The organism is Saccharopolyspora sp. CA-218241, assembly GCF_050954615.1.
GTDB classification, from domain to species: Bacteria; Actinomycetota; Actinomycetes; order Mycobacteriales; family Pseudonocardiaceae; genus Saccharopolyspora; species Saccharopolyspora cebuensis.
Genome location: NZ_CP191860.1, coordinates 3,815,514 through 3,835,430 on the forward strand (window position 1 = coordinate 3,815,514; position 19,917 = coordinate 3,835,430).

At 68.8% G+C, this 19,917-nt stretch carries 19 protein-coding genes; 12 read left to right on the top strand and 7 right to left on the bottom strand.

The window, feature by feature from the left end; genetic code table 11:
* Positions 1-28 precede the first annotated feature (28 nt).
* The 4 genes from ACQP0T_RS18130 to ACQP0T_RS18145 are packed head-to-tail and all read right to left on the bottom strand — an operon-like array spanning position 29 to position 5,473.
* Complete coding sequence (locus ACQP0T_RS18130; RefSeq protein WP_433869155.1) at positions 29-1,177, bottom strand: ABC transporter substrate-binding protein; 1,149 nt, start codon at positions 1,175-1,177, stop codon at positions 29-31.
* The gene (locus ACQP0T_RS18135) at positions 1,170-2,945 is read right to left on the bottom strand and encodes an ABC transporter permease (protein ID WP_433869156.1); all 1,776 of its coding nucleotides are present in this window, start codon (positions 2,943-2,945) and stop codon (positions 1,170-1,172) included. Before ACQP0T_RS18135 ends, ACQP0T_RS18130 begins: the two co-directional genes overlap by 8 nt.
* Positions 2,942-4,060, bottom strand: a complete 1,119-nt coding sequence (locus ACQP0T_RS18140) for an ABC transporter ATP-binding protein (protein ID WP_433869157.1) — start codon at positions 4,058-4,060, stop codon at positions 2,942-2,944. Before ACQP0T_RS18140 ends, ACQP0T_RS18135 begins: the two co-directional genes overlap by 4 nt.
* Positions 4,061-4,096: 36 nt before the next feature.
* Positions 4,097-5,473: an MmgE/PrpD family protein gene (locus ACQP0T_RS18145; RefSeq protein ID WP_433869158.1), complete on the bottom strand. Its 1,377-nt coding sequence runs from the start codon at positions 5,471-5,473 to the stop codon at positions 4,097-4,099.
* Between the two features lie 173 nt (positions 5,474-5,646).
* Here ACQP0T_RS18145 and ACQP0T_RS18150 point away from each other — a divergent pair, with 173 nt between their 5' ends.
* The 5 genes from ACQP0T_RS18150 to ACQP0T_RS18170 all read left to right on the top strand — a co-directional run bounded on the left by ACQP0T_RS18150 (position 5,647) and on the right by ACQP0T_RS18170 (position 11,574).
* Positions 5,647-6,345 carry a GntR family transcriptional regulator gene (locus ACQP0T_RS18150; protein ID WP_433869159.1) on the top strand — a complete coding sequence of 233 codons (699 nt, stop codon included), beginning with the start codon at positions 5,647-5,649 and terminating at the stop codon, positions 6,343-6,345.
* 268 nt (positions 6,346-6,613) lie between these two features.
* The gene (locus ACQP0T_RS18155; protein WP_433869160.1) at positions 6,614-7,567 is read left to right on the top strand and encodes a sugar-binding transcriptional regulator; all 954 of its coding nucleotides are present in this window, start codon (positions 6,614-6,616) and stop codon (positions 7,565-7,567) included.
* Between the two features lie 311 nt (positions 7,568-7,878).
* Positions 7,879-9,372, top strand: coding sequence for an MFS transporter (locus tag ACQP0T_RS18160; RefSeq protein ID WP_433869161.1), 1,494 nt, complete (start codon positions 7,879-7,881; stop codon positions 9,370-9,372).
* A gap of 131 nt (positions 9,373-9,503) precedes the next feature.
* Positions 9,504-10,490 (top strand): DUF2804 domain-containing protein, encoded by a 987-nt coding sequence (locus ACQP0T_RS18165; RefSeq protein WP_433869162.1) that lies wholly within the window; start codon positions 9,504-9,506, stop codon positions 10,488-10,490.
* Between the two features lie 496 nt (positions 10,491-10,986).
* Entirely contained in the window at positions 10,987-11,574 is a 588-nt protein-coding gene (locus ACQP0T_RS18170) for a TetR/AcrR family transcriptional regulator (protein ID WP_433869163.1), read from the top strand.
* A 105-nt stretch (positions 11,575-11,679) separates the two neighbouring features.
* On the opposite strand, the gene ACQP0T_RS18175 is transcribed toward ACQP0T_RS18170, so the two are convergent.
* The gene (locus tag ACQP0T_RS18175) at positions 11,680-12,384 is read right to left on the bottom strand and encodes a GntR family transcriptional regulator (RefSeq protein WP_433869164.1); all 705 of its coding nucleotides are present in this window, start codon (positions 12,382-12,384) and stop codon (positions 11,680-11,682) included.
* 102 nt (positions 12,385-12,486) lie between these two features.
* Between ACQP0T_RS18175 and ACQP0T_RS18180 the strand changes: the two genes are divergently transcribed.
* A complete protein-coding gene (locus ACQP0T_RS18180; RefSeq protein ID WP_433869165.1) occupies positions 12,487-13,653 on the top strand; it encodes a mandelate racemase/muconate lactonizing enzyme family protein in 1,167 nt (388 codons plus the stop codon).
* Between the two features lie 129 nt (positions 13,654-13,782).
* A complete protein-coding gene (locus tag ACQP0T_RS18185; protein WP_433869166.1) occupies positions 13,783-15,147 on the top strand; it encodes a cation:dicarboxylate symporter family transporter in 1,365 nt (454 codons plus the stop codon).
* Positions 15,148-15,202: 55 nt separating this feature from the next.
* Here ACQP0T_RS18185 and ACQP0T_RS18190 read toward each other — a convergent pair whose 3' ends face one another.
* Positions 15,203-15,787, bottom strand: a complete 585-nt coding sequence (locus ACQP0T_RS18190) for a hypothetical protein (RefSeq protein WP_433869167.1) — start codon at positions 15,785-15,787, stop codon at positions 15,203-15,205.
* Between the two features lie 505 nt (positions 15,788-16,292).
* Here ACQP0T_RS18190 and ACQP0T_RS18195 point away from each other — a divergent pair.
* The 5 genes from ACQP0T_RS18195 (at position 16,293) to ACQP0T_RS18215 (ending at position 19,166) form a co-directional block, all read left to right on the top strand.
* Positions 16,293-16,607, top strand: coding sequence for a hypothetical protein (locus ACQP0T_RS18195; RefSeq protein ID WP_433869168.1), 315 nt, complete (start codon positions 16,293-16,295; stop codon positions 16,605-16,607).
* A 36-nt stretch (positions 16,608-16,643) separates the two neighbouring features.
* Positions 16,644-16,994 carry a hypothetical protein gene (locus ACQP0T_RS18200; RefSeq protein WP_433869169.1) on the top strand — a complete coding sequence of 117 codons (351 nt, stop codon included), beginning with the start codon at positions 16,644-16,646 and terminating at the stop codon, positions 16,992-16,994.
* 397 nt (positions 16,995-17,391) lie between these two features.
* Positions 17,392-17,706, top strand: a complete 315-nt coding sequence (locus tag ACQP0T_RS18205) for a MerR family transcriptional regulator (protein WP_369774771.1) — start codon at positions 17,392-17,394, stop codon at positions 17,704-17,706.
* An 854-nt stretch (positions 17,707-18,560) separates the two neighbouring features.
* Complete coding sequence (locus ACQP0T_RS18210; protein WP_433869170.1) at positions 18,561-18,881, top strand: MerR family transcriptional regulator; 321 nt, start codon at positions 18,561-18,563, stop codon at positions 18,879-18,881.
* A gap of 132 nt (positions 18,882-19,013) precedes the next feature.
* Positions 19,014-19,166 carry a hypothetical protein gene (locus ACQP0T_RS18215; protein WP_433869171.1) on the top strand — a complete coding sequence of 51 codons (153 nt, stop codon included), beginning with the start codon at positions 19,014-19,016 and terminating at the stop codon, positions 19,164-19,166.
* A gap of 84 nt (positions 19,167-19,250) precedes the next feature.
* Here the strand turns inward: ACQP0T_RS18215 and trhA are convergent, their stop codons facing one another.
* Positions 19,251-19,892, bottom strand: coding sequence for a PAQR family membrane homeostasis protein TrhA (gene trhA, locus ACQP0T_RS18220; RefSeq protein ID WP_433869172.1), 642 nt, complete (start codon positions 19,890-19,892; stop codon positions 19,251-19,253).
* Positions 19,893-19,917: the final 25 nt, after the last annotated feature.

Here is a 19,917-nt window from a genome sequence, read left to right on the forward strand (position 1 = left end):
GGTGCCTTTCATGAGCGGGACGGGCTGATCAGCCGATGAAGTCGAACTTCTGCTTCCAGAGGGCCTCGTCGGCGTCCGCGTAGCGGGTGAAGCCTTCCTCGGTGAGCAGGTGGAAGCGCGGTGAGTCCACGGCAGGCAGTTCGTACTCGCCCGCCCGGACCGGGCGGATGTCGGTGCGCACCGGGACGAAACCCTGCGAGCCGACGAACTTCTGGCCGGCCTTGGACAGCGACCAGTTGGCGAACACCTTCGCGGCCGGGTTCCGCACGCCCTTGGGCGTCAGGCCGAGCGGGCCCTCGGAGGCCGAGACGCCTTCCTCCGGCACGACGAGCTTGATGGGAGCGCCGTCGCTCTGGGCGCCGAAGGTGTTGTTGAAGCTGACGGTGGCGACCGAGACCTCACCGCGGGCCAGCGCGTCGACCTCGGTGGAGGTCGAGTTGAAGATCCGCGGCTCGTTGGCGGCCAAGCCCGCCAGGTACCGCGGGCCGAACGTGTCGAGCTGGAACCGGGTCAGCGCTTGGAGCGTGCCGCCGGTGGTGATGGCGACGATGCCGAGCTCGCCCCGATACCTCGGGTCGAGCAGGTCTTCCCAGCCGTCCGGTGGGTTCTCGGTGTGGATCGCCGAGTTGTAGGCCATGGCGTTGACGAAGTAGTAGGCGGGGAACCACTTCGCGTCGGTGGTGGCGCCGGCTTGGCGCAGCCGGTCGTGGAACGGCGTCTCGTACGGGACGTAGACCCCGGCCTCACCGAATCGGCGAGCGGTGCGCGGGTCGGTCAGCCGGATGACGTCGGCCCTCAGCTGGCCGGCACCGTGCTCGGACAGCGCCCGCTCGGCGAGCTTGCTGTTCGGCAGCCGGGTCAGTTCGACCGGGATGCCGGTCTCCTCGGTGAACCGGGCCACGGTGAGGTCCTCGGCCTCCTTGCCCGCCGCGGAGTACACGACCACCTCGTGCTGCCTGGCCGCGTCGAACAAGGCCTTGTCTGCGATCCTCTCGCCGTCGATGACCAGACCGTTCGTGGTGTCGACCCGGGCGGGCTCGAGCAGCTTGGCCGCCCGGGCGGCGGGGCTGTTGTGGACCGACCCGCCGCACGCCGTGACCAGCAGGGCGACCGCGGCGACCAGGGCGGGCAACGTGGTGCGGAGTCGGCGGGATCGGAGTGGAGTCGTCTCAGGCACCGTGACCTCCGGAGCCCGCGCCGAGTCGGCGGGGCAGGTAGCTGAGCAGGAACATGATCGCGCAGTAGACGAGCGCGGTGGCCGAGGCCTCCCGGAGTGCGCCACCGTTCTCGAACTGGTCGTAGATGGCGATCGAGAGGATCTCAGTGTCGCTGGTGTAGAGGAACAGCGGGACGGTCAGTTCGCGCATGCTGAGCATCAGCAGGAGCAGGAACGTCGACAGGACCGCGACCCGCAGCAGCGGCAGGGTGATCACCGCGACCGCGCGGCTGCGGCGGGCCCCGAGCATGACCGCGCTGTCCTCCAGGTCGCGGTCGGTGGACCGGATGGAGGCGGCGATCCCGCGGAAGCCCTGCGGCATCTGCACGGCGACGAAGCCGATGATCAGCACCCACAGCGTGCCGTAGACCGGCAGCGGCATGATCAACCAGGTCCAGAGCAGCCCGATGGCGAGGACGACGTGCGGGATGGCCAGCGGGACCATCGACACGCCCTCGAGAGCGCCGCGACCCCAGGACTTCGTGCGGTACACGACGTAGCCGACGGCGAAGGCGAGCGCGGTGCCGCAGGCCGCGGCCGTCAGCGAGACGACGACGCTGTTGCTGGCGGCGCGGAGGAAACCGTCGGAGGTGACGGCCGCGGTGAACGAGCTGAAGTCGATCGATCCCGGCTCGGCCAGCGAGCTGAACGAGCTCATGTAGGGCGAGCTGCGGACCGCCGACAGCAGCAGCGCCAGCATGGGCAGCACGATCGACAGGAAGAAGTAACCCAGCGCGGCGAGCAGCACCGGGGTCCGCCACCGGCCCAGCGGGATGATGCGCGGCTTGACGCCCTTGCCGGAGACCGTGGTGAACGACCGGTTGGCGAGGTAGCGGCGCTGCATCCAGGTGATCGCGACGACGACGGTGACGAGCACGATGGCGATCACCGCGGCCTCGTTGCCGCGCGAGGGCGTGGAGTTCATCAGCTTGTAGATGAAGGTCGGCAGCGTGTCGATGCCGCCGGGGGTGGCCAGCACCTGGGAGACCGGGAAGTTCTCGAACACCAGCACGAAGATCAGCAGGGCGGAGCCCAGCACGGCCGGCAGCGACAGCGGCAGGGTGATCGAGCGGATCGTCCGCCAGGTCGGGCTGCCGTGCACGCCTGCCGAGTCCTCGAGGTCGGGGTTCATCAGCGACATCGAGCCGTGGATCATCAGGAACGCGTACGGCGCGTAGTACATCGCCATCACGACGATCACCCCGGCGAGCGTGTAGACGTCCACCACCGGGCCGGTGATCCCGAGGTCCCGGAACGCGACGTTGATCAGGCCTGCGCCGGGGCTGGCCAGGATCGACCACGCCAACGCGCCGACGTAGGACGGCAGGAACAGCGGCATCAGGCCGATGAGGTAGAGGAATCCGCGAGCGCGGACGTCGGTCCGCGCGGCGACGAACGCCAGCGAACCCCCGATCAGCAGCGCGAGCGCGGTCGCCCCGGCGGCGATCACGAGGGAGTTCAGCGCTGCCCCGCCGACGCCGTCGGCGATCAGCACCCGCAGGTTCTCCAAGGTGAACGACAGCCCCTCGCCGCCCGGCCTGGGCACGTCGGTGCCGAAGGCCGCGACGACGATCAACCCGGCGGGGACCAGGACGAGGAAGGAGATGAAGGCCAGCAGGGGAAGCCCGGCGATCCGGGTCCGCAGCGGTACCGACGCGCGCTTCCGCGGGCCGCTGTCGGTGTCCGGCGGCTTCGGCGAGGGCGCCGACCGGGTGGGCGTGGTGGTCATGCGGCGAGGACCTCCTGCTGCTCGACGACGTGCTCGGGCAGCACCCGGACAGCACGGGCGTCGACGCGGACGGTGACCTCGGTGCCGGTGGCGAGCGTGCCGGTGACCGGCGGCGGGCAGATCGCCGCCAGCTCGAGGCCGGTGCCGATCCGCACGGTGCAGCGGATCGAGGCGCCCTGGAAGACGGCGACCTCCACGGTGCCGCGCAGGTGGTTGGCGGCGGAGTCGGTGGCCGCCTCGGCCGCCGGCTCGACCCGGACGTGCTCGGGGCGGATGCAGGCGAACCGGGTACCGCTGCCGCCCGCGGTGCCGTCGGCGACGGCGAGGAACTGCCCGGACCCCGCCAAGCGGACCCGGTCGCCGGCGGTGTCCTCGACCTCGAAGACGTTGGTGACGCCGAGGAAGCTCGCGATGGAGGCGCTGGCCGGAGCGGCGTAGATCTCCTCCGGCGTGCCGAGCTGGGTGATCCGGCCGCCCTGCATGATGGCGATCCGGTCGGCCAGCGAAAGCGCCTCCTGCTGGTCGTGGGTGACGTAGAGGCTCGTCAGGCCTTGCTCGACCTGGATCCGGCGCAGCTCGTACCGCAGGTCGTCGCGCAACCGGGCGTCCAAGTTGGACAGCGGCTCGTCCAGCAGCAGGACCGCGGGCTCCATCGCCATCGAACGGGCCAGCGCGACCCGCTGCATCTGCCCACCGGAGAGCATGCTGGCACCACGTCCACCCAGGTGGCCGAGGCCGACGACCTCCAGCACGCCGATCGCGCGCTTTCGGGCCTCGGACTTGCCGATCCCCTTCATCCGCAGCGGGAACGCGACGTTGTCGGCAACCGTCATGTGCGGCCAGACGGCATAGGACTGGAAGACCATGCCGACGTTGCGCTTGTGCGACGGGATCGACGTCGCCTTCCCCGCGTCGAAGACGGTGCGGTCACCGATGGTGATCCGGCCGCCGGACGGGGACTCCAGACCGGCGATGCACCGCATCGTGCTCGTCTTCCCGCAGCCGGACTGCCCCAGCAGGACGACCGACTGGCCATCGGGGATCGTCAGGTCCAGGTCCTTGACGGCGCGGTGCTCCCCGTAGGTGAGTTCGAGCGCCTCGACACCAACCTTCATTGGATGGCTCCTCGTCCGTCGATCAGGTGGATGCGGTCAGCCGGCGGCCGCGCGGATCGCGCGGTCGACCGCGGCGAGGAAGCCGAGGTCGTCGAAAGCCCGGACCGCATCGATCAGCTCGGTCGTGGCGGTGATGCCCACGACGGGTTCGCAGAGGCCCCGGACCTTCCGTTCCAGCGCCTCGTCCGACAGCGGGTTCGCCGGCTCGCCGTAGGGGTGCTGCACCCAGGTGGTGCAGGTGCGCCCACCGGTCAGCTCCAGCGTCGTGCGGGCCGGCCGACCGCCACCCGGGTAGGCGGCGTCGGCGTCCGGGTCGACGGTCACCGAGACCTTGTCCGCCAAGGCCCGCACCGCGGTGTCGCCGCGCGCGTCGGCCCCGAAGTCGGTCAGCGTCACCGCGCCGCGGGTCAGGGCGACGGCGACGGCGTAGGGCAGGCTCAGCTGCGCCTGCAGGATCGTGTCCACGTCGGTCTCGGAGTGCCGCGCCGCGATCGGGAAGGTCCCCACCCGCACCGCGGTGATCGATGCCGGGTCGATGCCGTGCTCGCGGCGCAGTTCCAGCGCGCCGTCGATGGCGCCGTGCAGGTGCCGGCAGCACGGGTAGGGCTTGACGTAGGTCTTTCGCAGCACCCACTCCTCGCCCAGGCCACCCCGAACCCGCTCCGGGAACCACTCCGCGCCGGCGTAGGCCGCGAAGTAGCCGTCCACGCCCTCCAGGACGGTGGTCGGCCCGGTGAGACCCGACGCGGCGAGGTCGGCCGCGGCGATGCCGTCCCGGGCGGCTTTGCCCGGGTGGAACCGCTTGATCTCGGCCGAACCGCCGAGGAACTCGAACAGCCCACCTGCGTGCGAGCCGGCGATCCCGAGGGCGTTGGCGGTCTCGGTGACCGACAGCCCGCGCAGCACGGCGGCCGCCGCCGCGGCCCCGAACACCCCGCCCAGCGGGGTGTTGTGGAAGTGCCGGTCGCGGGTCGCCGGGTGGCCGGCGGCGGCGATCCGGCAGGCCAGCTCCATGCCGATCGCGGCGGCGACCCGCACCCGGCCGGCGTCGGCGCCCAGGCTCTCGCCCAGCGCGAACACGACCGGGAGCACCACCGAGGTCGGATGCATGCTGCCCGGGGTGTAGCCCTCGTCGGACTCGATGCCGTGCCCGCTGGTGCCGTTCACCAGGCACGCCCCGAGGACCGACGCCGGCCCCCGCCCGATCGCGGTGACGGCGTCCCCCGGGTAGAGCGACCGCGCGTGCCGGGCGACCGCACCGGTCACCGGGCCCACCGAGCTGGCCACCATCCCGGCCACCGCGTCGAGCGTCATCCGCCGCAGGTGGCGGTCGAGCTCAGCGGGCAACGGACGTGCCTGCTGCTCGACGATCCACTGCGCGACGTGCCAGGTCAGCCCCGCGTGTGCGTCCATGCACTTCTCCCCGCTCGACGTGGGTCGCGACATCGTCGTCGGCGACCGCGGGACGAAGCTACATACTCTATAGAGTGCTGTCCATAGGGAGGCTGGTTTCTCGTCGTAGTCCACAACCCATAGAATGTTGACGCCAGACCGCGCTCGGCAGTCCCGGACAGGAAGGCGGCACCATGACCAACGGCAACGCGGGCCCACCCCCGCAAAGCCGCACGGCCTGGGTCGCCGAGCGGATCCGCGAGGACGTCGCCGCCGGCACTCTCCGCCCGGGAGAACTGATCAAGCAGACGGTCCTGGCCAAGCGCTACGGCGTGAGCGCCACCCCCGTCCGCGAGGCGTTGCGCCTCCTCGAAGCCGACGGGATGGTCGTCTACTCCGCCCACAAGGGCGCCACCGTGCGGGAGATGACCCCGGAGACGGCAGCCGACCTCTACCGGCTGCGCGCCGCCGTGGAATCCGTCGCCGCCGGCATGGCGGTGGAGCGGATGTCCCCCGAAGGCCTGCGCGAGGTCGAGCGGCGGCACGGCGAGATCCGCCGCGCGATCGACGACCACGCCCCGGCCGCCGAACTCTCCCTGCTCAACAAGCGCTTCCACTTCGCGCTCTACGAGCAGTCCTCGCCGCTGGTGCAGCAGTACGCCGAAGCGCTCTGGGTGCGCTTCACCCCACCGGCCACCATCTGGACCGCGGAGAACGCCGAAGCACTGCAACGCGACCACGACGGCATCCTCGACGCGGTGCGCAGCCGCGACGCCGAGGCCGCGGCCCGGCTCACCGCCGACCACATCAAGCACGCGGCCGCGATCCGGGACGAGCACCCCGAACTGCGGGCGGCCGGGGCGCAGGACCGAGAAGACCTCGCCGGAATCTGAACCCCACACCGGCCCTGCACCACGTGATCTCCGCGGCCGTCCTGAACCCAACTCGAGCTCGGGCCCGCTCCGACCGCCGTGCCACCGAAACCGAGCTACCACTCAGACACACCGAGGTGATGCTCGAACGATCGGAGGGCGGCACGCCCCCGCGGGCTCGACGTGCTCAGCAGCGTGTAGGTGGAGGAGATGATGGGGACGTGAAAGCAATCGGACGCCCCACTCGCCACCCGGCGCCTACTCGTGCCACGCCTGGTGAAGGTGCGGTATGAGAAAGAACGAGCACACCGCCTACGAGGCGGCGCTCCTGTACTACTTTCAGGGCGAGACGATGGAGGCCATCGCACGCCGCCTCGGGGTCTCCCGGTCCACCGTCTCCCGCCTGCTCGCCGAGGCTCGGGAAACCGGCGTGGTGAAGATCAGCCTCCAGGACCCCGGCACGACCCCGGAGTCGCTGTCGAACGACCTGGGCCACGAGTTCGGCGTGCGCATCCATCTCGTGTCCGTGCGCGAAAGCGACACCGAGGTGCGCCGCCTCGACCTCGTCGCGCGGGTCGCCGCACGCCTGGTCGCCAGCTGGATGGAGCCCGGCACCGTACTCGGAATCGCGTGGGGCACGACGATCGCGGCGGTAACCCAGCACCTCACCCCGCACCCGTGCCCGGAAAGCGCGGTCGTCCAGCTCAACGGTGCCGCCAATGCCAACACCTCGGGCGTCAACCACGCAGGGGCGATCATCGCCGCTGCCGCCACCGCGTTCGACGCCAGCATGCACCACTTTCCCGTCCCCGCGTTCTTCGACTACACGACGACCAAGGAAGCCATGTGGCGAGAGCGTTCGATACGCCGGGTGCTCGCCTTGCAACGCCGGGCTGACATGGCGCTGTTCGGAGTCGGTTCCCTAGCCGGTGGCCTGGCGTCGCACGTCTACGCAGCGGGCTACCTGGACGACGAGGACATGGAGACGCTGCGTCGGGAGAAGGTCGTCGGTGACGTCTGCACGGTGATGCTGCGCGCGGACGGCTCGTATGCGGACATCCCGCTCAACGAGCGAACCACGGGTCCCCGGCCGCACGAGCTCAAACTGGTGCGGCGCCGCGTCTGCGTGGTCGCTGGCGAATCGAAGGTCCCGGCGCTCCGCGCCGCACTGCGGGCGGGGACGATCACCGATCTCATCATCGATGAGGACACGGCTGGCCAGCTTCGTCAACACCATCCGTGATCACGCCTTGCACCAGCCGGAGGAGTGGGAGGATTCCCACACCGCCTCCGTGACCGTGCACGTCCGTGCACGATCTTGCACCACTGTGCTGACGTGTGCGAACTTCCCGTCAAGACCGCCGCCGTGCCGCTCGGACGGCTCATGCGGCAGATCGATGGGGAGAACGATGGTGTCGAGCACGCGAAGCACGGACCCGTCTCCCGCTCCCCCTCGGAAGACCACTCCACAGTGCGGTCTGTCCTTTTTGCGCGGCGTACGTGGCTCACCTGATGCAGGCGCTCGTGTGATCGCCCACTTCGTTGGAGTGGGCGTTGAGGTCTGCGGCCATCCGTGAGCGGCCGCCTGTGCTCGGCTCAGGTCACCGGGCGGACTTTCGGATTGAAGAAACTGAAGCGAGGACGACGATGTCAACGCCGGGTTCGAGCACCTTCGACACAGCGAGAAGCACAGCCGACGACGCCTCCGGGCAACCCGGTCGCTGGGAGAAAATCGGTTACGGGATGGGCGGTGCCGCCAACAACGTCATCTGGACCGGCATCTCGACGTTCTTGGTCTTCTTCTACACCGACGTCGCCGGTATCGCCGCCGGGGTCATCGGCACCATCCTGTTCTTCTCGCGGATCCTCGACGGGGTCAGCGACGTGGCGATGGGCGTCATGCTCGACAAGACGCGTTCCCGGCACGGAAAAGCGCGGCCCTGGTTGCTGTGGCTTGCGATCCCCTTCGCGATCGCCGCGGTCCTGCTGTTCACCGTGCCGGTCGGCAGCAGCGGCGTCACGGAGATCATCTACGTCGTCATCACCTACAATATCGCCTTGCTGATCTACACGGCGGTGGAGATCCCGCACGGCACTCTCGGCGCGTTGATGACCTACGACCAGCACCAGCGGTCCATCCTGAACGTGGCGAAGATGGTCGGCGCCTACGTGGCGATCATCGCGATCAGCAACGTCACCATCCCGTTCGTCGACGCACTCGGCGGCGGCCAGTCCGGCTGGATTTCCGTGTTCGTCGTGTACGGCATCATCGCCGCCGCGATCTACTTCATCACCTTCCGGTCCACGGTGGAACGCACCGATCCGTCGTCGAACGAGCAAGATGACGGCACCCGCCCGTCGGTCAAGGACGGGCTCGGCTCCTTGCTGCGCAACAAGTACTGGGCGATCGTCACCGCGGTGCTGCTGCTGATGTACGTGTTCAACGGCATCACCGCCGGCATGGCCGTGTACTTCGCGAAGTACGTCATCGGAGACCCGGCGCTGGTCGGTGCGCTGGCGACCGCGCTGACCCTCTCGACGCTGATCGGGATCCTGTTCGTCGTCCCAGTGGCCAAGCGCTTCGGCAAGCGCAACACCGCGATCGTCGGTTGCGCCGTCGCGGTCGTCGGATCGTTGATCATCCTCATCGACCCGGACAACGTTGCGCTGGCCACCATCGGTCAGGTGGTGCGCGGGTTCGGCAAGGCGGCCGTCATGGGGATCATCTTCGCGATGCTGGCCGACACGATGGAGTACGGCCAGTGGCGAACCGGAATCCGAATCGAAGGCCTGATCTACAGCGGCGCCAGCATGGGCATCAAGATCGGAACCGGACTGGGCAGCGCGCTGATCGGTTGGAGTCTCGCGCTGAGCGGTTACGTCGGCACCCAGGCCGTGCAGTCGCCCGGGGCGATCTCGGCGATCTCCGCGCTGTTCATCTGGGTTCCGGTGGTCGTCAGTCTCATGATGATCGTGCTGCTGTCCTTCCACAAGCTCGACGCGGAATACCCGAAGATCCTCGAGGACCTGGGCAAGCGCCCGGCGTGAACCATCAGCGGCGGTGCGCGTGGTCCCGCGCGCCGAGTCGATCTGGTGGCAGGTGAGGGGCCCGACGCACCGGTGCGAGGCTACGCCCGAGAACCCGCACGACTGAACAACCCATTCATCTGGAGCCGTCAATGGAACGAGAAATCGACCACGCCGTGGACCTGTGCCTTCCCAACGGCAGGCTGAATCCTCGAGCGGTCGGCTGGAGCCGGTTCCCCCGACACCGGGACAACCTGACGGGATGGGGCCGCAACAAGCGCTTCGACTACTGGTGCGTGACCACTCCCGAGGTGGTGCTGGCGTTCTCGATCTCCGACACCGACTACAAATCCGGGTTCTCCCTGTTCTGCCTGGATCTGGCCACACGTGAATCGGTGGCCGACGCCGAGGTCATGTGGTTGCAGCGCAACCACGCCATGTCCGCCCCGTGGGGCACCCGGCCGATCGTGGGTAGCGGAAAGCGCTTCGATGTGGGGATCCACCCGTGCGACGGCGGGGTTTGGTTGACCGCGAACGCCGACCGCGTGACGGCGGAGCTGTTCGTGGAGATCGGCGAGGACCACGAGTCGATGGGCGTCCTCGTTCCCTGGAGCAGCAGGCTCTTCCAGTACACCCGGAAGGACAACTGCCTGCCGGTGACGGGCCGAATCGTCCTCGACGGCCGCGAGCACGTCGTCGGCGGCGAGGACTCCTACGCGACGATGGATCACGGCCGGGGCCGCTGGCCCTATTCGACCGTGTGGAACTGGGCATCGGCCAGCGGCTCCACCGACGGTCACGAGATCGGCCTCCAGTTCGGTGCGAAGTGGACGGAGGGCACGCCGTCCACGGAGAACTCGCTGCGCATCGACGGCCGCATCGAGAAGATCAGCACCGAGCTCGAGTGGCTCTACGACCCCGCCGATTGGATGGCGCCGTGGCGGATCCGCGGCAGCGGCGTCGACGTGCGGTTCCACCCGGTGTTCCACCGCGCATCGAAGTTCGACAAGGTGGTCGTCCTCAGCCGGGAGGACCAGGTGTTCGGCCGGTTCTCCGGCACCGTCACCTCGCAAGCCGGACGCACCTACCAGGTCCGGGACCACTTCGGCTGGGCCGAAGAAGTGCACCGCCGCTGGTAGCGAGCACAGAGGAGAGCACGCCGTCGCGGAAGCGCGTTCACCAGCCCCGGAACGAGCCGAACAGATCACCCATCGCCAGAGCAAAGGATCTCACGTCGGCCGACCGCCGGCCTTCGACAGCACCGCCTAGACGGCCCTGGTCGGCTCACGTCGCCTCGACGAACGTCTGGCGAGCCCACTCCCGGACCGTGACTCCGGGCCGCCCGAGAACGGTCTGAACGTCGTCGCGGACCACGTTCCAGGACCGTCTCCACCATGGTTGATTCCCTTCGAATGAGGTTCGCGGGTGCCGCTCGGCCCGGACCTGCCAGCAGAGGAACTTCTCACGGGGATCCGAAGCCCTCCGGCCTCGCCCGTCCGCGGCGTGTGCCGTGTCGACGGGGCGGGTGGGTGCCGGCTCCGCCTGACGTAAGGCTGTAGCGGAACGTGTTCCACTTCGAGTGGAAGCGGAACCCATTCCGGAAAGCAAGCGGAGTCGACCGAAGGAGACCCCCGCATGTCCGCCACCCCCCGCCGGACCAGGAGTGACGCGCTCAAGAACCGGAAGCGCCTGCTGGAGGTCGCCGCGCGCGTCTTCGCGGAGAAGGGACTGGACACCGCGCCGGCCGCCATCGCCAAGGAGGCCGGCGTCGGCGTCGGTACGCTCTACCGGCACTTCCCAACCAGGGAAGCCCTCCTCGTTGCCGCACATCACCGCCAGCTCTCCCTCGTGTGCGACACGGCGACCGACCTCGTGGCCCGCTACACGGCCGCCGAAGCCAGCCGGATGTGGCTGGAGCACTTCCTCGACTACTCCATGGCCAACAGCGACATGTGCACGGCCCTCAACGCGGCCATCGCCTCCGATGCCGACCCCTTCGCCCACGCCCACGCACTCCTGAGCGGCGCCGTCACCACACTCCTCGACGCGGGCGCCCAAGACGGCAGTCTGCGTACCGACATCGCGTCCGGCGACGCACTGCTCCTCGTGGGTGGGATTGCCACCGCGGCGCAGCACGCCACCAGAGAACAGGTCCACCGGCTCATCGGACTCCTCATGGATGCCCTGTCCCCCTGGAACTGTTCATCATCGGTCTCCGACTGATCACCGTTCCAGCAGAACAAGCGGCGAACCGGACACCGCCGCAGGGAAGAGTCGCCACAGGAAAATCGAGGTCCGGCGAGCACAAAAGCGCTCCCGGGCTTGCGCTCAGCTGGCTTCAGATTTCGCTTCCCCAGCAGTGCAGCGCTCACGCTCTTCGAGGGCGTCGATGGCAGAGCCGGTGAGGCTGCGTTCGATGTGCTCGTGCATGAGCGCGCGCGCCTCGTTGGCGTCACCGGCCGCGACGAGGTCGACCAGCTCGTGGTGTTCGCGGTGGTCCCGGGTGCGCGGCTCCTCACCGGGAGGGAGCTCCAATCCGATCCGCCGGTAGCGGTCGGACTTGTCCCAGAGATCGTCGAGCATCCTGATCAGGACGTCGTTGCGCGAAGCGAGGTAGAGCGCCCGGTGGAAGGCACGGTGGGCGGTGAGCGCCTCCTCCCCCCAGGCGCGGGTTACCGGGAGCAGCCGAGCGGCTGCGGTGCGCAGCGCGGCGATGTCGTCATCCGTCCGGCGTTCCGCGGCGAGCCCGGCGGCCGTGGGGTCGAGGGAAAGCCGGACTTCGAAGAGCTGCCGGGCCTCGCTGGCGCTCATGCTCGCCACGCGGGCGTCGCGCTGGGTGTCGAGATCAATGAGCCCTTCACTGCTGAGGCGGCGGATCGCCTCGCGTAGCGGAGTGAGGCTCATGCCCATCTCAGCTGCCAGTTCGTGCTGGGCGAGACGGGATCTCGGGGCCAAGCGGCCGGACAGGATGCGTTCGCGCAGTTCGGCATAGGCGACATCGCCCTTGCTCGAGAACACGTTCACGGCACCCATCTCCCCCGTCCGCCTCCCGCACCGCGCCCAGGTCTTGTGCTGAACCGCGAGCCGACTCTAGCATCCCGTTGTTATTTATAAATTACAACGAGGAGTGGCCTGGTGAAGATCACCGCTGTGCACGAGGGCGTCGTCCCGATCAGCTCGTCGATCCGCAACGCCTGGATCGACTTCAGCGCCATGGACTGCTCGATCGTGGCGGTCGTGTCGGACGTCGTGCGCGACGGCGAGCCGGTCGTGGGTTACGGGTTCAACTCCAACGGCCGGTACAGCGCCGGGGAGATTTTGCGCCGCCGGGTCATCCCCCGCCTGCTGCAGGCGGACCCGGAGGCGCTGCTCGCTGCGGACGGCCAGCTCGACCCCACCCGCGCGTGGGACTTCATGATGAACAACGAGAAGCCCGGTGGGCACGGTGAGCGCTCGGTCGCGGTCGGCGTGGTGGACATGGCGCTGTTCGACCTCGCCTCGAAGATCGCCGGGCAGCCGCTCTACCGGTGGCTGTCGGACCGCTACGGCGACGGCCGGCCCGACGACGAGGTCTTCGTCTACGCGGCGGGCGGCTACTACGCGCCCGGCAAGACCCTGCGCGACCTGCAGGACGAGATGAAGGGATTCCTCGACCAGGGCTACCGCGTGGTGAAGATGAAGATCGGCGGCGCGGACCTCGCCGAGGACCTCGAACGCATCGAGGCCGTGCTCGAGGTCCTCGATGGCGACGGTTCCAGGTTGGCCGTCGACGTCAACGGGCGGTTCGACCTGGCCACCGCGCTCCAGTACGGCAAGGCCATCGAGCCCTACGGCCTGTTCTGGTACGAGGAGGTCGGCGACCCGCTGGACTACCAGCTCAACGCCACCCTCTGCGAGCACTACCGCGGTCCGATCGCCACGGGCGAGAACCTGTTCTCGCTGCAGGACGCGCGCAACCTGATCCGCTACGGAGGTCTGCGCCCGGACCGCGACTACCTGCAGTTCGACCCCGCGTTGAGCTACGGGCTGACCGAGTACCTGCGAGTCCAGGACATGCTCGAACAGCACGGCTGGTCCTCGCGGCGCTGCATCCCGCACGGAGGGCACCAGTTCTCCCTGCACATCGCCGCAGCGCTCAAGCTCGGCGGCAACGAGTCCTACCCGGGTGAGTTCCAGCCCACCGGCGGTTTCGCCGACGGCGCCGTGGTCGACAACAGCTACGTCGGATTGACCGAGGCCCCCGGCATCGGGTTCGAGAGCAAGGCCGCCTTCTACGAAGTCCTCCGCGAACTGCACAGCTGAGCCGACAACGGGGCCGCCCCGGCCCAACGCGGGGCGGCCCCGCGACCGGAACCGCCAGCCGAGCTCGATCCCCACCGGGAACCCCCGCGCCGGTTCCCCACCACAACGTCGTGCAAGGGAGCAACAACGATGTCCGCCACGAGAGCTCCGGATCGCCCGCAGCGATCCCGCTTCCGCAAGCTGTTAGGTGAACTCTGGTTCCAGGTCGTGGTCGCCGCCGTCCTCGGCGTCGCCGTCGGCCTGGCATTCCCCTCGCTGGGAGCCGAGCTCAAGCCGCTCAACGACTGGTTCATCGCGCTGGTCAAGATGATCGTGGTCCCGGTCGTCTTCTGCGTGATCACCGTCGGCATCGCCTCGATGGACAACCTCCGCAAAGCCGGGCGGATCGGGGTGAAGTCGATCGGCTACTTCCTGGTCCTGTCACTGGCGTCCATGCTGATCGGCCTCGCGGTCGGCAACATCTTCCGCCCGGGTGACGGCATGAACGTGGACCCGGCGACCCTCGACGCCAGCAGCGTTCCTTCCGACGCTTCCGAACAGCACTCGACGTTCACCGGGTTCATCTCCGGCCTCATCCCCGAATCGCTGTTCGGCGCGATCACCGGCCACGAGATCCTCTCCGCGCTGGTCGTCTCGATCATCTTCGGCGTCGCGCTGAACATGGCGGGCCCCTCGGGCGCGCCGCTGACCCGTGGCATCTCGGCGCTGTCCGGCGTGGTGTTCCGGATCGTGGGCTGGGTCATGCGGCTGGCCCCGATCGGCACGTTCGGCGCCCTGGCCACCGTCGTGGCCACCTACGGCGCCGGCAGCCTCCAACAGCTCGGCTACCTCATCCTGCTGTTCACCGCCACCTGCATCGCCTACGTGCTCATCGTGCTCGGCACGATCATGCGCGCCTGCAAGCTGAGCCTGTTCGGGCTGATGCGCTTCCTCAAGGCGGAGCTGCTGGTCGCGCTGTCGACCTGCTCCAGCGAAGCCGTCCTGCCCCAACTGGTCCGCAAGCTGGAGATGATGGGCATCGGGCGCCCGGTCGTCGGCATCGTCATCCCGTCCGGGTTCTCGTTCAACCTCGACGGTTCCGCGGTCTACCTGACGATGGCCTCGCTGTTCCTCGCCCAGGCCCTCGGCGTCGACCTGTCCTGGCAGGAGCAGCTCGTGATGGTCGGCGTCATGATGCTGACGAGCAAGGGCACCGCCGGTATCGCCGGCGGCGCCTTCATCGTCCTGGCCAGCACCATCACCGCGGTGGGCCACATGCCGCTCGCCGCGCTCGCCCTGATCGTCGGCATCGACCGGATCCTCAACGAGGGCCGAGTGTTCATCAACGTCCTCGGCAACGCCGTCGCCGCCATCGTCATCGGCAAGTGGGAGAAGGACTTCGACTCCGCCAAGGCCAACGTCGTCCTCCACGCCCGAGGGGCGGAACTGGAGCGGATCGAAGCCGACTACGACGCCGCGGAGCAGCGCTCCGCCGACGGGCACCCCCAGGTGTGACCCGAGGGGACGGTCGCCCAGATGCACTGCTGAGCGCGTCGACGACGAACCCTGATCAGCAACGACCGAAAAGCCCGATCCAGCGGTGAAAATCGTGGCGGCACTCTGCGCCACGTCCAGGTTCACGCGCCGCGCGCCGAGCGTGGCGCGTGAACTCAGGATCAGGCCGAACGCACTGCTGGTTCGCCCACGGGGCAACGGGATGCGGGAGCAAGAGCTCCCGAACTCCTGGAAAATCGGTCGACTCCTGCGGAACGTTGAGGTCCATGGAGAGCGTCCTGCAAGGAGTTCCTCCGAAGGGCTCGCTCGGATCGCGGTGTCCTGTGGCGCCGCGTTGCAGGCGTTCGGCCAGGGCGGCGGTGGCCGGGCCGGGACGGGCGGCGAGGTCGGCGAGCTGGTTCTGCAGGAGCCTGAACGTGCCGGCGATGGCGTCGGTGAGTCCGAGGTCGTGTTGAGGCCGCATGATGTCGCGGTAGAGGGATTCGTGGCCGCCGACCGCTACGGGTGCGCCGACCGTTCCCGGACCGTTCTTGAACGGGCCGGCGGGGGTGACGGCGCGGGCGAAGATCACCATGCCCTGCGCGGAGAGGGCTGCGACGTCGCGGACCGCGCCGTCGACGATCGCCGCTGGACGACGCACCGCACCTGCTCCAGCCCCACTTCACCGACATCCGCGTGGTGGAGCTCCCCCGGCGTGCTCAGCGTGACCGAACCATCGCCGGTGATCGCCCACCTGGCGTCCTACCGCACCTGGGCCGAATTCCATCGGCGTGCCGTTCGACGTGGCGCTGGAACGGGCACAGCAGCGACTCCACACGTTCATCGAGCGCAACGGCAGCTTCGACAGCCACTGCCGAGGCGGAATCCTCCTATGCGGCGACCCTCAGTCTGCATAGCTGTGCCGTCGCCATGCCCCGCACCCCGCTGCACCGGCAAGCAGTGCGACACTCGAACTCAACACCCCGACATTGACCTATTTGGATAGTGGTACGGTCTGCTCGTATTCGAAGGGATGCATTTTCCTTCGACGAAGGGCGGTGTGTCGTTCAACGCGGCTGCCCTATCCGGACCACCGCCCCAGTCCACTTGTGTTTCCTCGCCATGCTGTGCGGGCTGGTCACTGCTCGGGGCGGTCCTCGGGCTTGGTGTCCAACCCCGTGCTCGTGCCGCCGTTGCGCTACCGGCTGGCCGAGGACAACGTCCGGTCGCTGAGCCGGTCGGTGACGGACTGCCTCGCCGAGTTCGCCGAAGCCGCGGGTGAGGGCTTGCCACCCCGGGAACTGTGGGAGCGCATGCACGAGCTGCCCCGCCGGGCCACTCAAGCACGGCTCAGCGTGGACGATGCCTCCGAGTCGCAGCGGAGAACTCGCGCAGGCTGCTGGCCCGAGCACCATCGTTTTCGGGGCACCGCCTGGCGGACGATCTTGACAGCGCGCGACGAACTCGCACGGATGACTTGAGAGCACCCTCCTAGCGAGCCACTGCTGTGCGAGGTGATGCGCTTCGGCGCGGCACCGGATGGGCAGCGGGGGCTGGCGGCGCTGCGAGATTTGCCGAGGCCGTGGGGCGGCGGCCCCAACGAGGTCGACCGCTCGGAGATCGACGAGCAGCTGCTGATCGGCTCCTGGCGGGCTTCGCCGCTACCACCCGCTGCCTGGATGCCGCGATCAACGAGCTGCGGGCCGCCGGCTACGAGGTGCGCGATGCCGAGGCCGCCCCGGCTCTCGTCGTTCGTGCGCCACCACATCAACAGGCTCGGCCGCTACTCGTGTCTGACTCCGGGGCTGGCCGGTGGCCTGTGGCCGCTGCGCGACCTGTCCGAACCGGACGAGGGCGACGGCGCCTGAGCCGTCTCCGGCAGGCTCTGTCCACCTCGAGTGACAGGTTCCTCGCCCCGGGGAAATTTCTGTGGTCGCCGCTGTAGACATGGTTCCTTGGTCGTGCTATGGTTTCTCTCCAGAGGCGGAGAGCACTGAAGCGCCATCATCGACGAATCGGCGCCGCGAGTGATGCAAGTGGAGATGCAGGCCCCTGGGCTGGCAGCTGTTGCCCGCCCAGGGGGTGAAGGCAAGTCCGTGATCCGTACGCGAGCGAGAAGGGGGTCGTCGAGTCACTGTTTTCCCCGCCGCCCCACTCCCGGTGTTCGTGGATGGAAGAGCGGCTTGAGTAGTGAGTAATTACCCCTGCGGCCCCCGGTGCACCTCTGGTGCACCGGGGGCCTTGTTGGGGGGTGAGGGAGCGGTATTGAGCCAGGATCGGCACGGCGCCGACGCGAAGTTCGACGACGAGGATTACCCCGCCTACACGATGGGGCGGGCTGCGGAGATGCTGGAGGTGACCCAGCCGTTCCTGCGGTCGCTGGAAGAGGCTGGCCTCATCGAACCGGCGCGTTCGGCCGGGGGGCACCGGCGCTACTCGCGCCGTCAGTTGCGGCGGGCTGAACGCGCCCGCGAACTCATCGACCAAGGCACTCCGGTGGCGGCGGCGTGCCGGATCATCACTCTCGAGGACCAGCTCGCTGAGTACACCGGTCCGCCGGAGCCGGGCGCACCGAGTTAGCTCGCGTCGACATGGGCGTGTGCCCCTCTGGCCGCGATGCTGGGCTGCGGCGGTGAGTCGGCCCAGCAGGCTGCGGGTCAGATCAGCGGCCTCAACCGGCGCGGTCACCGGAGTGGGCCACTACCGCCACAGGCAGCCATGCACTGACCAGTCGGGCACGCACGGGCACTTTTCCGATCTCTGCCTGGCCTGGCCGGGGAGGCTTGCACGTCATCGATATCACGCTGGGCGATGTCGGCGGCTCGCAGCCTGGCGCAGCGCTGCGGGCTGGCGCGATGGGCCGGTCCCGCGACGCTGGAGGGAGGACATGGCGGAAAGCCGCAGGTGAGCGTAGTTCCCTCACTCGATCGAGAAAAGCTGTGGTCGCCGGAGTAGACATTCCCCATTGCGCGGGTGTAGTCTTCTGCTCGTCGCAAGAGAGAATGTCAGGTGGCACGGGAGATGACGAACTACCCGTGAGCAAGTGCAAGACGGTCAGAGCCTGCCGGGGCCGGTCAGCGCAAGGGGCCCGGCAGGAGGCCAAGGACAGTCGGCAAGGCATGACCGGTATGTGCACGAGGCCGGAGCCGACAGTCGCGTGAGGATAGGTAAGTCAGGAAACAGAGGGAGAAGGGGAGGGTTGCACACCATCGGATCGCCTGCCTTCGGCTGAGTTTCGCCGGGCGGGTACCGCAGTCCCATCGGATTGGAAGGTGGTCTTCGGTTACGCGAACGCGATCCCCGCAGTCTCCGCCTCTGGTGCGGAGCACGCGGACACAGGAGGCCGATCTCGCGGTCGGCTGATGGAAGTGGAACCCACAACCCTGGGGCCCCGGTGCCAAAGCACCGGGGCCCCTCTTGATGCGGAGGCGCCGATGACCCCGGAAACCCACGACCCGCAGACCGCGGACGAGAAGTTCGATGACGAGCACTACCCCGCTTACACCATGGGCCGCGCCGCCGAGATGCTCGGGACCACCCCGGCGTTCCTGCGCAGCCTGGACGAAGCAGACCTGATCGAGCCGCAGCGCTCCTCCGGTGGGCACCGCCGCTACTCCCGCTCCCAGTTGAGCCTGGCCGCCCGCGTCCGGGAACTCGTCGACCAGGGCACCGGTCTCGACGCCGCCTGCCGCATCGTCACCCTGGAAGACCAACTCCAGGAAGCCCGCAACCTCAACGGTCCGACCCCACCGTGACGGTCCCTCCGCCGATGCGCCGTGGCAGTGACGGCCTTGGCGGCCTGGTCAGCTCGTGCAGAGCACATCGACGGCAGCGGCCAGGGGGTTGGCCCTCCACCGGCGCCTCGAAACGCACAGGGTGGGGATGACGTGCGGGACGAACTCGCGCAGGTAGGTCAAGCGGGCGTCGATCAGCGCCAAGTGCTCGTGGTCGCGCTGCTGGCGGCCCTTCGGACCACGGCGGGCCGCTCGTATCCGGTCCAGCCGGATGCCGGCACGCAGCCTCGCGCCGAAGCCGCTTGATCTCCTCGCCGGAGAAACCTCGTCGATGCCACGTGACAGGCCCCGGCGCTCCCAGGCGGGAGAGCCGGGGGCCTGCTCGCCGCGTCACGAGGTGGCGGGTGTGAGGGGTAGGAGGAGCCAGACGGTGATGTGGTGGCAGATCGCCGCTGCGGTGACGGCGGTGTGGAAGACCTCGTGGTAGCCGAACCTGCTCGGCCACGGGTCGGGCCACCGGGTGGCGTAGCTGATGGCTCCGACGGTGTAGAGGACGCCACCGGCCAGCAGCAGCACCAGTCCCGCGACACCGGCGGTGCGCAGCAGGTCGCCGAGGACGAACACCGCGACCCAGCCGAGGGCGATGTAGAGCGGGACACCGACCCAGCGCGGCGCGTGGGGCCAGGCGAGTTTGAGCAGCATGCCGCCGAGCGCTCCGGCCCAGACCACGCCCAGCACGATGCGCGCGGTGTCCTGGGGCAGGGCCAGCAGGCCGATCGGGGTGTAGGTGCCGGCGATCAGCAGGAAGATCATCGAGTGATCCAGCCGCCGCATCCACGTGCGGGCGCGCTCGGAGCGCCACGTGATGAGGTGATAGACGGCGCTAACACCGAACAGGCCGAGCACCCCGGCCATGTAGAGCGCCACCGCCACGGTGGTTGTCGCCGGGCCGGTCGTGGCGGCCAGGGTGATCAGCACGGTGCCGGAGGCGGCGAACCCGATCACGCTGGCCAGGTGAATCCACCCTCGCATCCGGGGTTTGACCGAAGAATACGCG

What these genes read in the sequence shown, in the direction of transcription:
- ACQP0T_RS18135 (WP_433869156.1), bottom strand. Translation starts at nt 2,945, where the DNA reads ATGACCACCACGCCCACCCGGTCGGCGCCCTCGCCGAAGCCGCCGGAC.
- ACQP0T_RS18140 (WP_433869157.1), bottom strand. Translation starts at nt 4,060, where the DNA reads ATGAAGGTTGGTGTCGAGGCGCTCGAACTCACCTACGGGGAGCACCGC.
- ACQP0T_RS18145 (WP_433869158.1), bottom strand. Translation starts at nt 5,473, where the DNA reads ATGGACGCACACGCGGGGCTGACCTGGCACGTCGCGCAGTGGATCGTC.
- ACQP0T_RS18150 (WP_433869159.1), top strand. Translation starts at nt 5,647, where the DNA reads ATGACCAACGGCAACGCGGGCCCACCCCCGCAAAGCCGCACGGCCTGG.
- ACQP0T_RS18155 (WP_433869160.1), top strand. Translation starts at nt 6,614, where the DNA reads ATGAGAAAGAACGAGCACACCGCCTACGAGGCGGCGCTCCTGTACTAC.
- ACQP0T_RS18165 (WP_433869162.1), top strand. Translation starts at nt 9,504, where the DNA reads ATGGAACGAGAAATCGACCACGCCGTGGACCTGTGCCTTCCCAACGGC.
- ACQP0T_RS18170 (WP_433869163.1), top strand. Translation starts at nt 10,987, where the DNA reads ATGTCCGCCACCCCCCGCCGGACCAGGAGTGACGCGCTCAAGAACCGG.
- ACQP0T_RS18175 (WP_433869164.1), bottom strand. Translation starts at nt 12,384, where the DNA reads ATGGGTGCCGTGAACGTGTTCTCGAGCAAGGGCGATGTCGCCTATGCC.
- ACQP0T_RS18185 (WP_433869166.1), top strand. Translation starts at nt 13,783, where the DNA reads ATGTCCGCCACGAGAGCTCCGGATCGCCCGCAGCGATCCCGCTTCCGC.
- ACQP0T_RS18200 (WP_433869169.1), top strand. Translation starts at nt 16,644, where the DNA reads ATGCGCTTCGGCGCGGCACCGGATGGGCAGCGGGGGCTGGCGGCGCTG.
- ACQP0T_RS18210 (WP_433869170.1), top strand. Translation starts at nt 18,561, where the DNA reads ATGACCCCGGAAACCCACGACCCGCAGACCGCGGACGAGAAGTTCGAT.
- trhA (WP_433869172.1), bottom strand. Translation starts at nt 19,892, where the DNA reads ATGCGAGGGTGGATTCACCTGGCCAGCGTGATCGGGTTCGCCGCCTCC.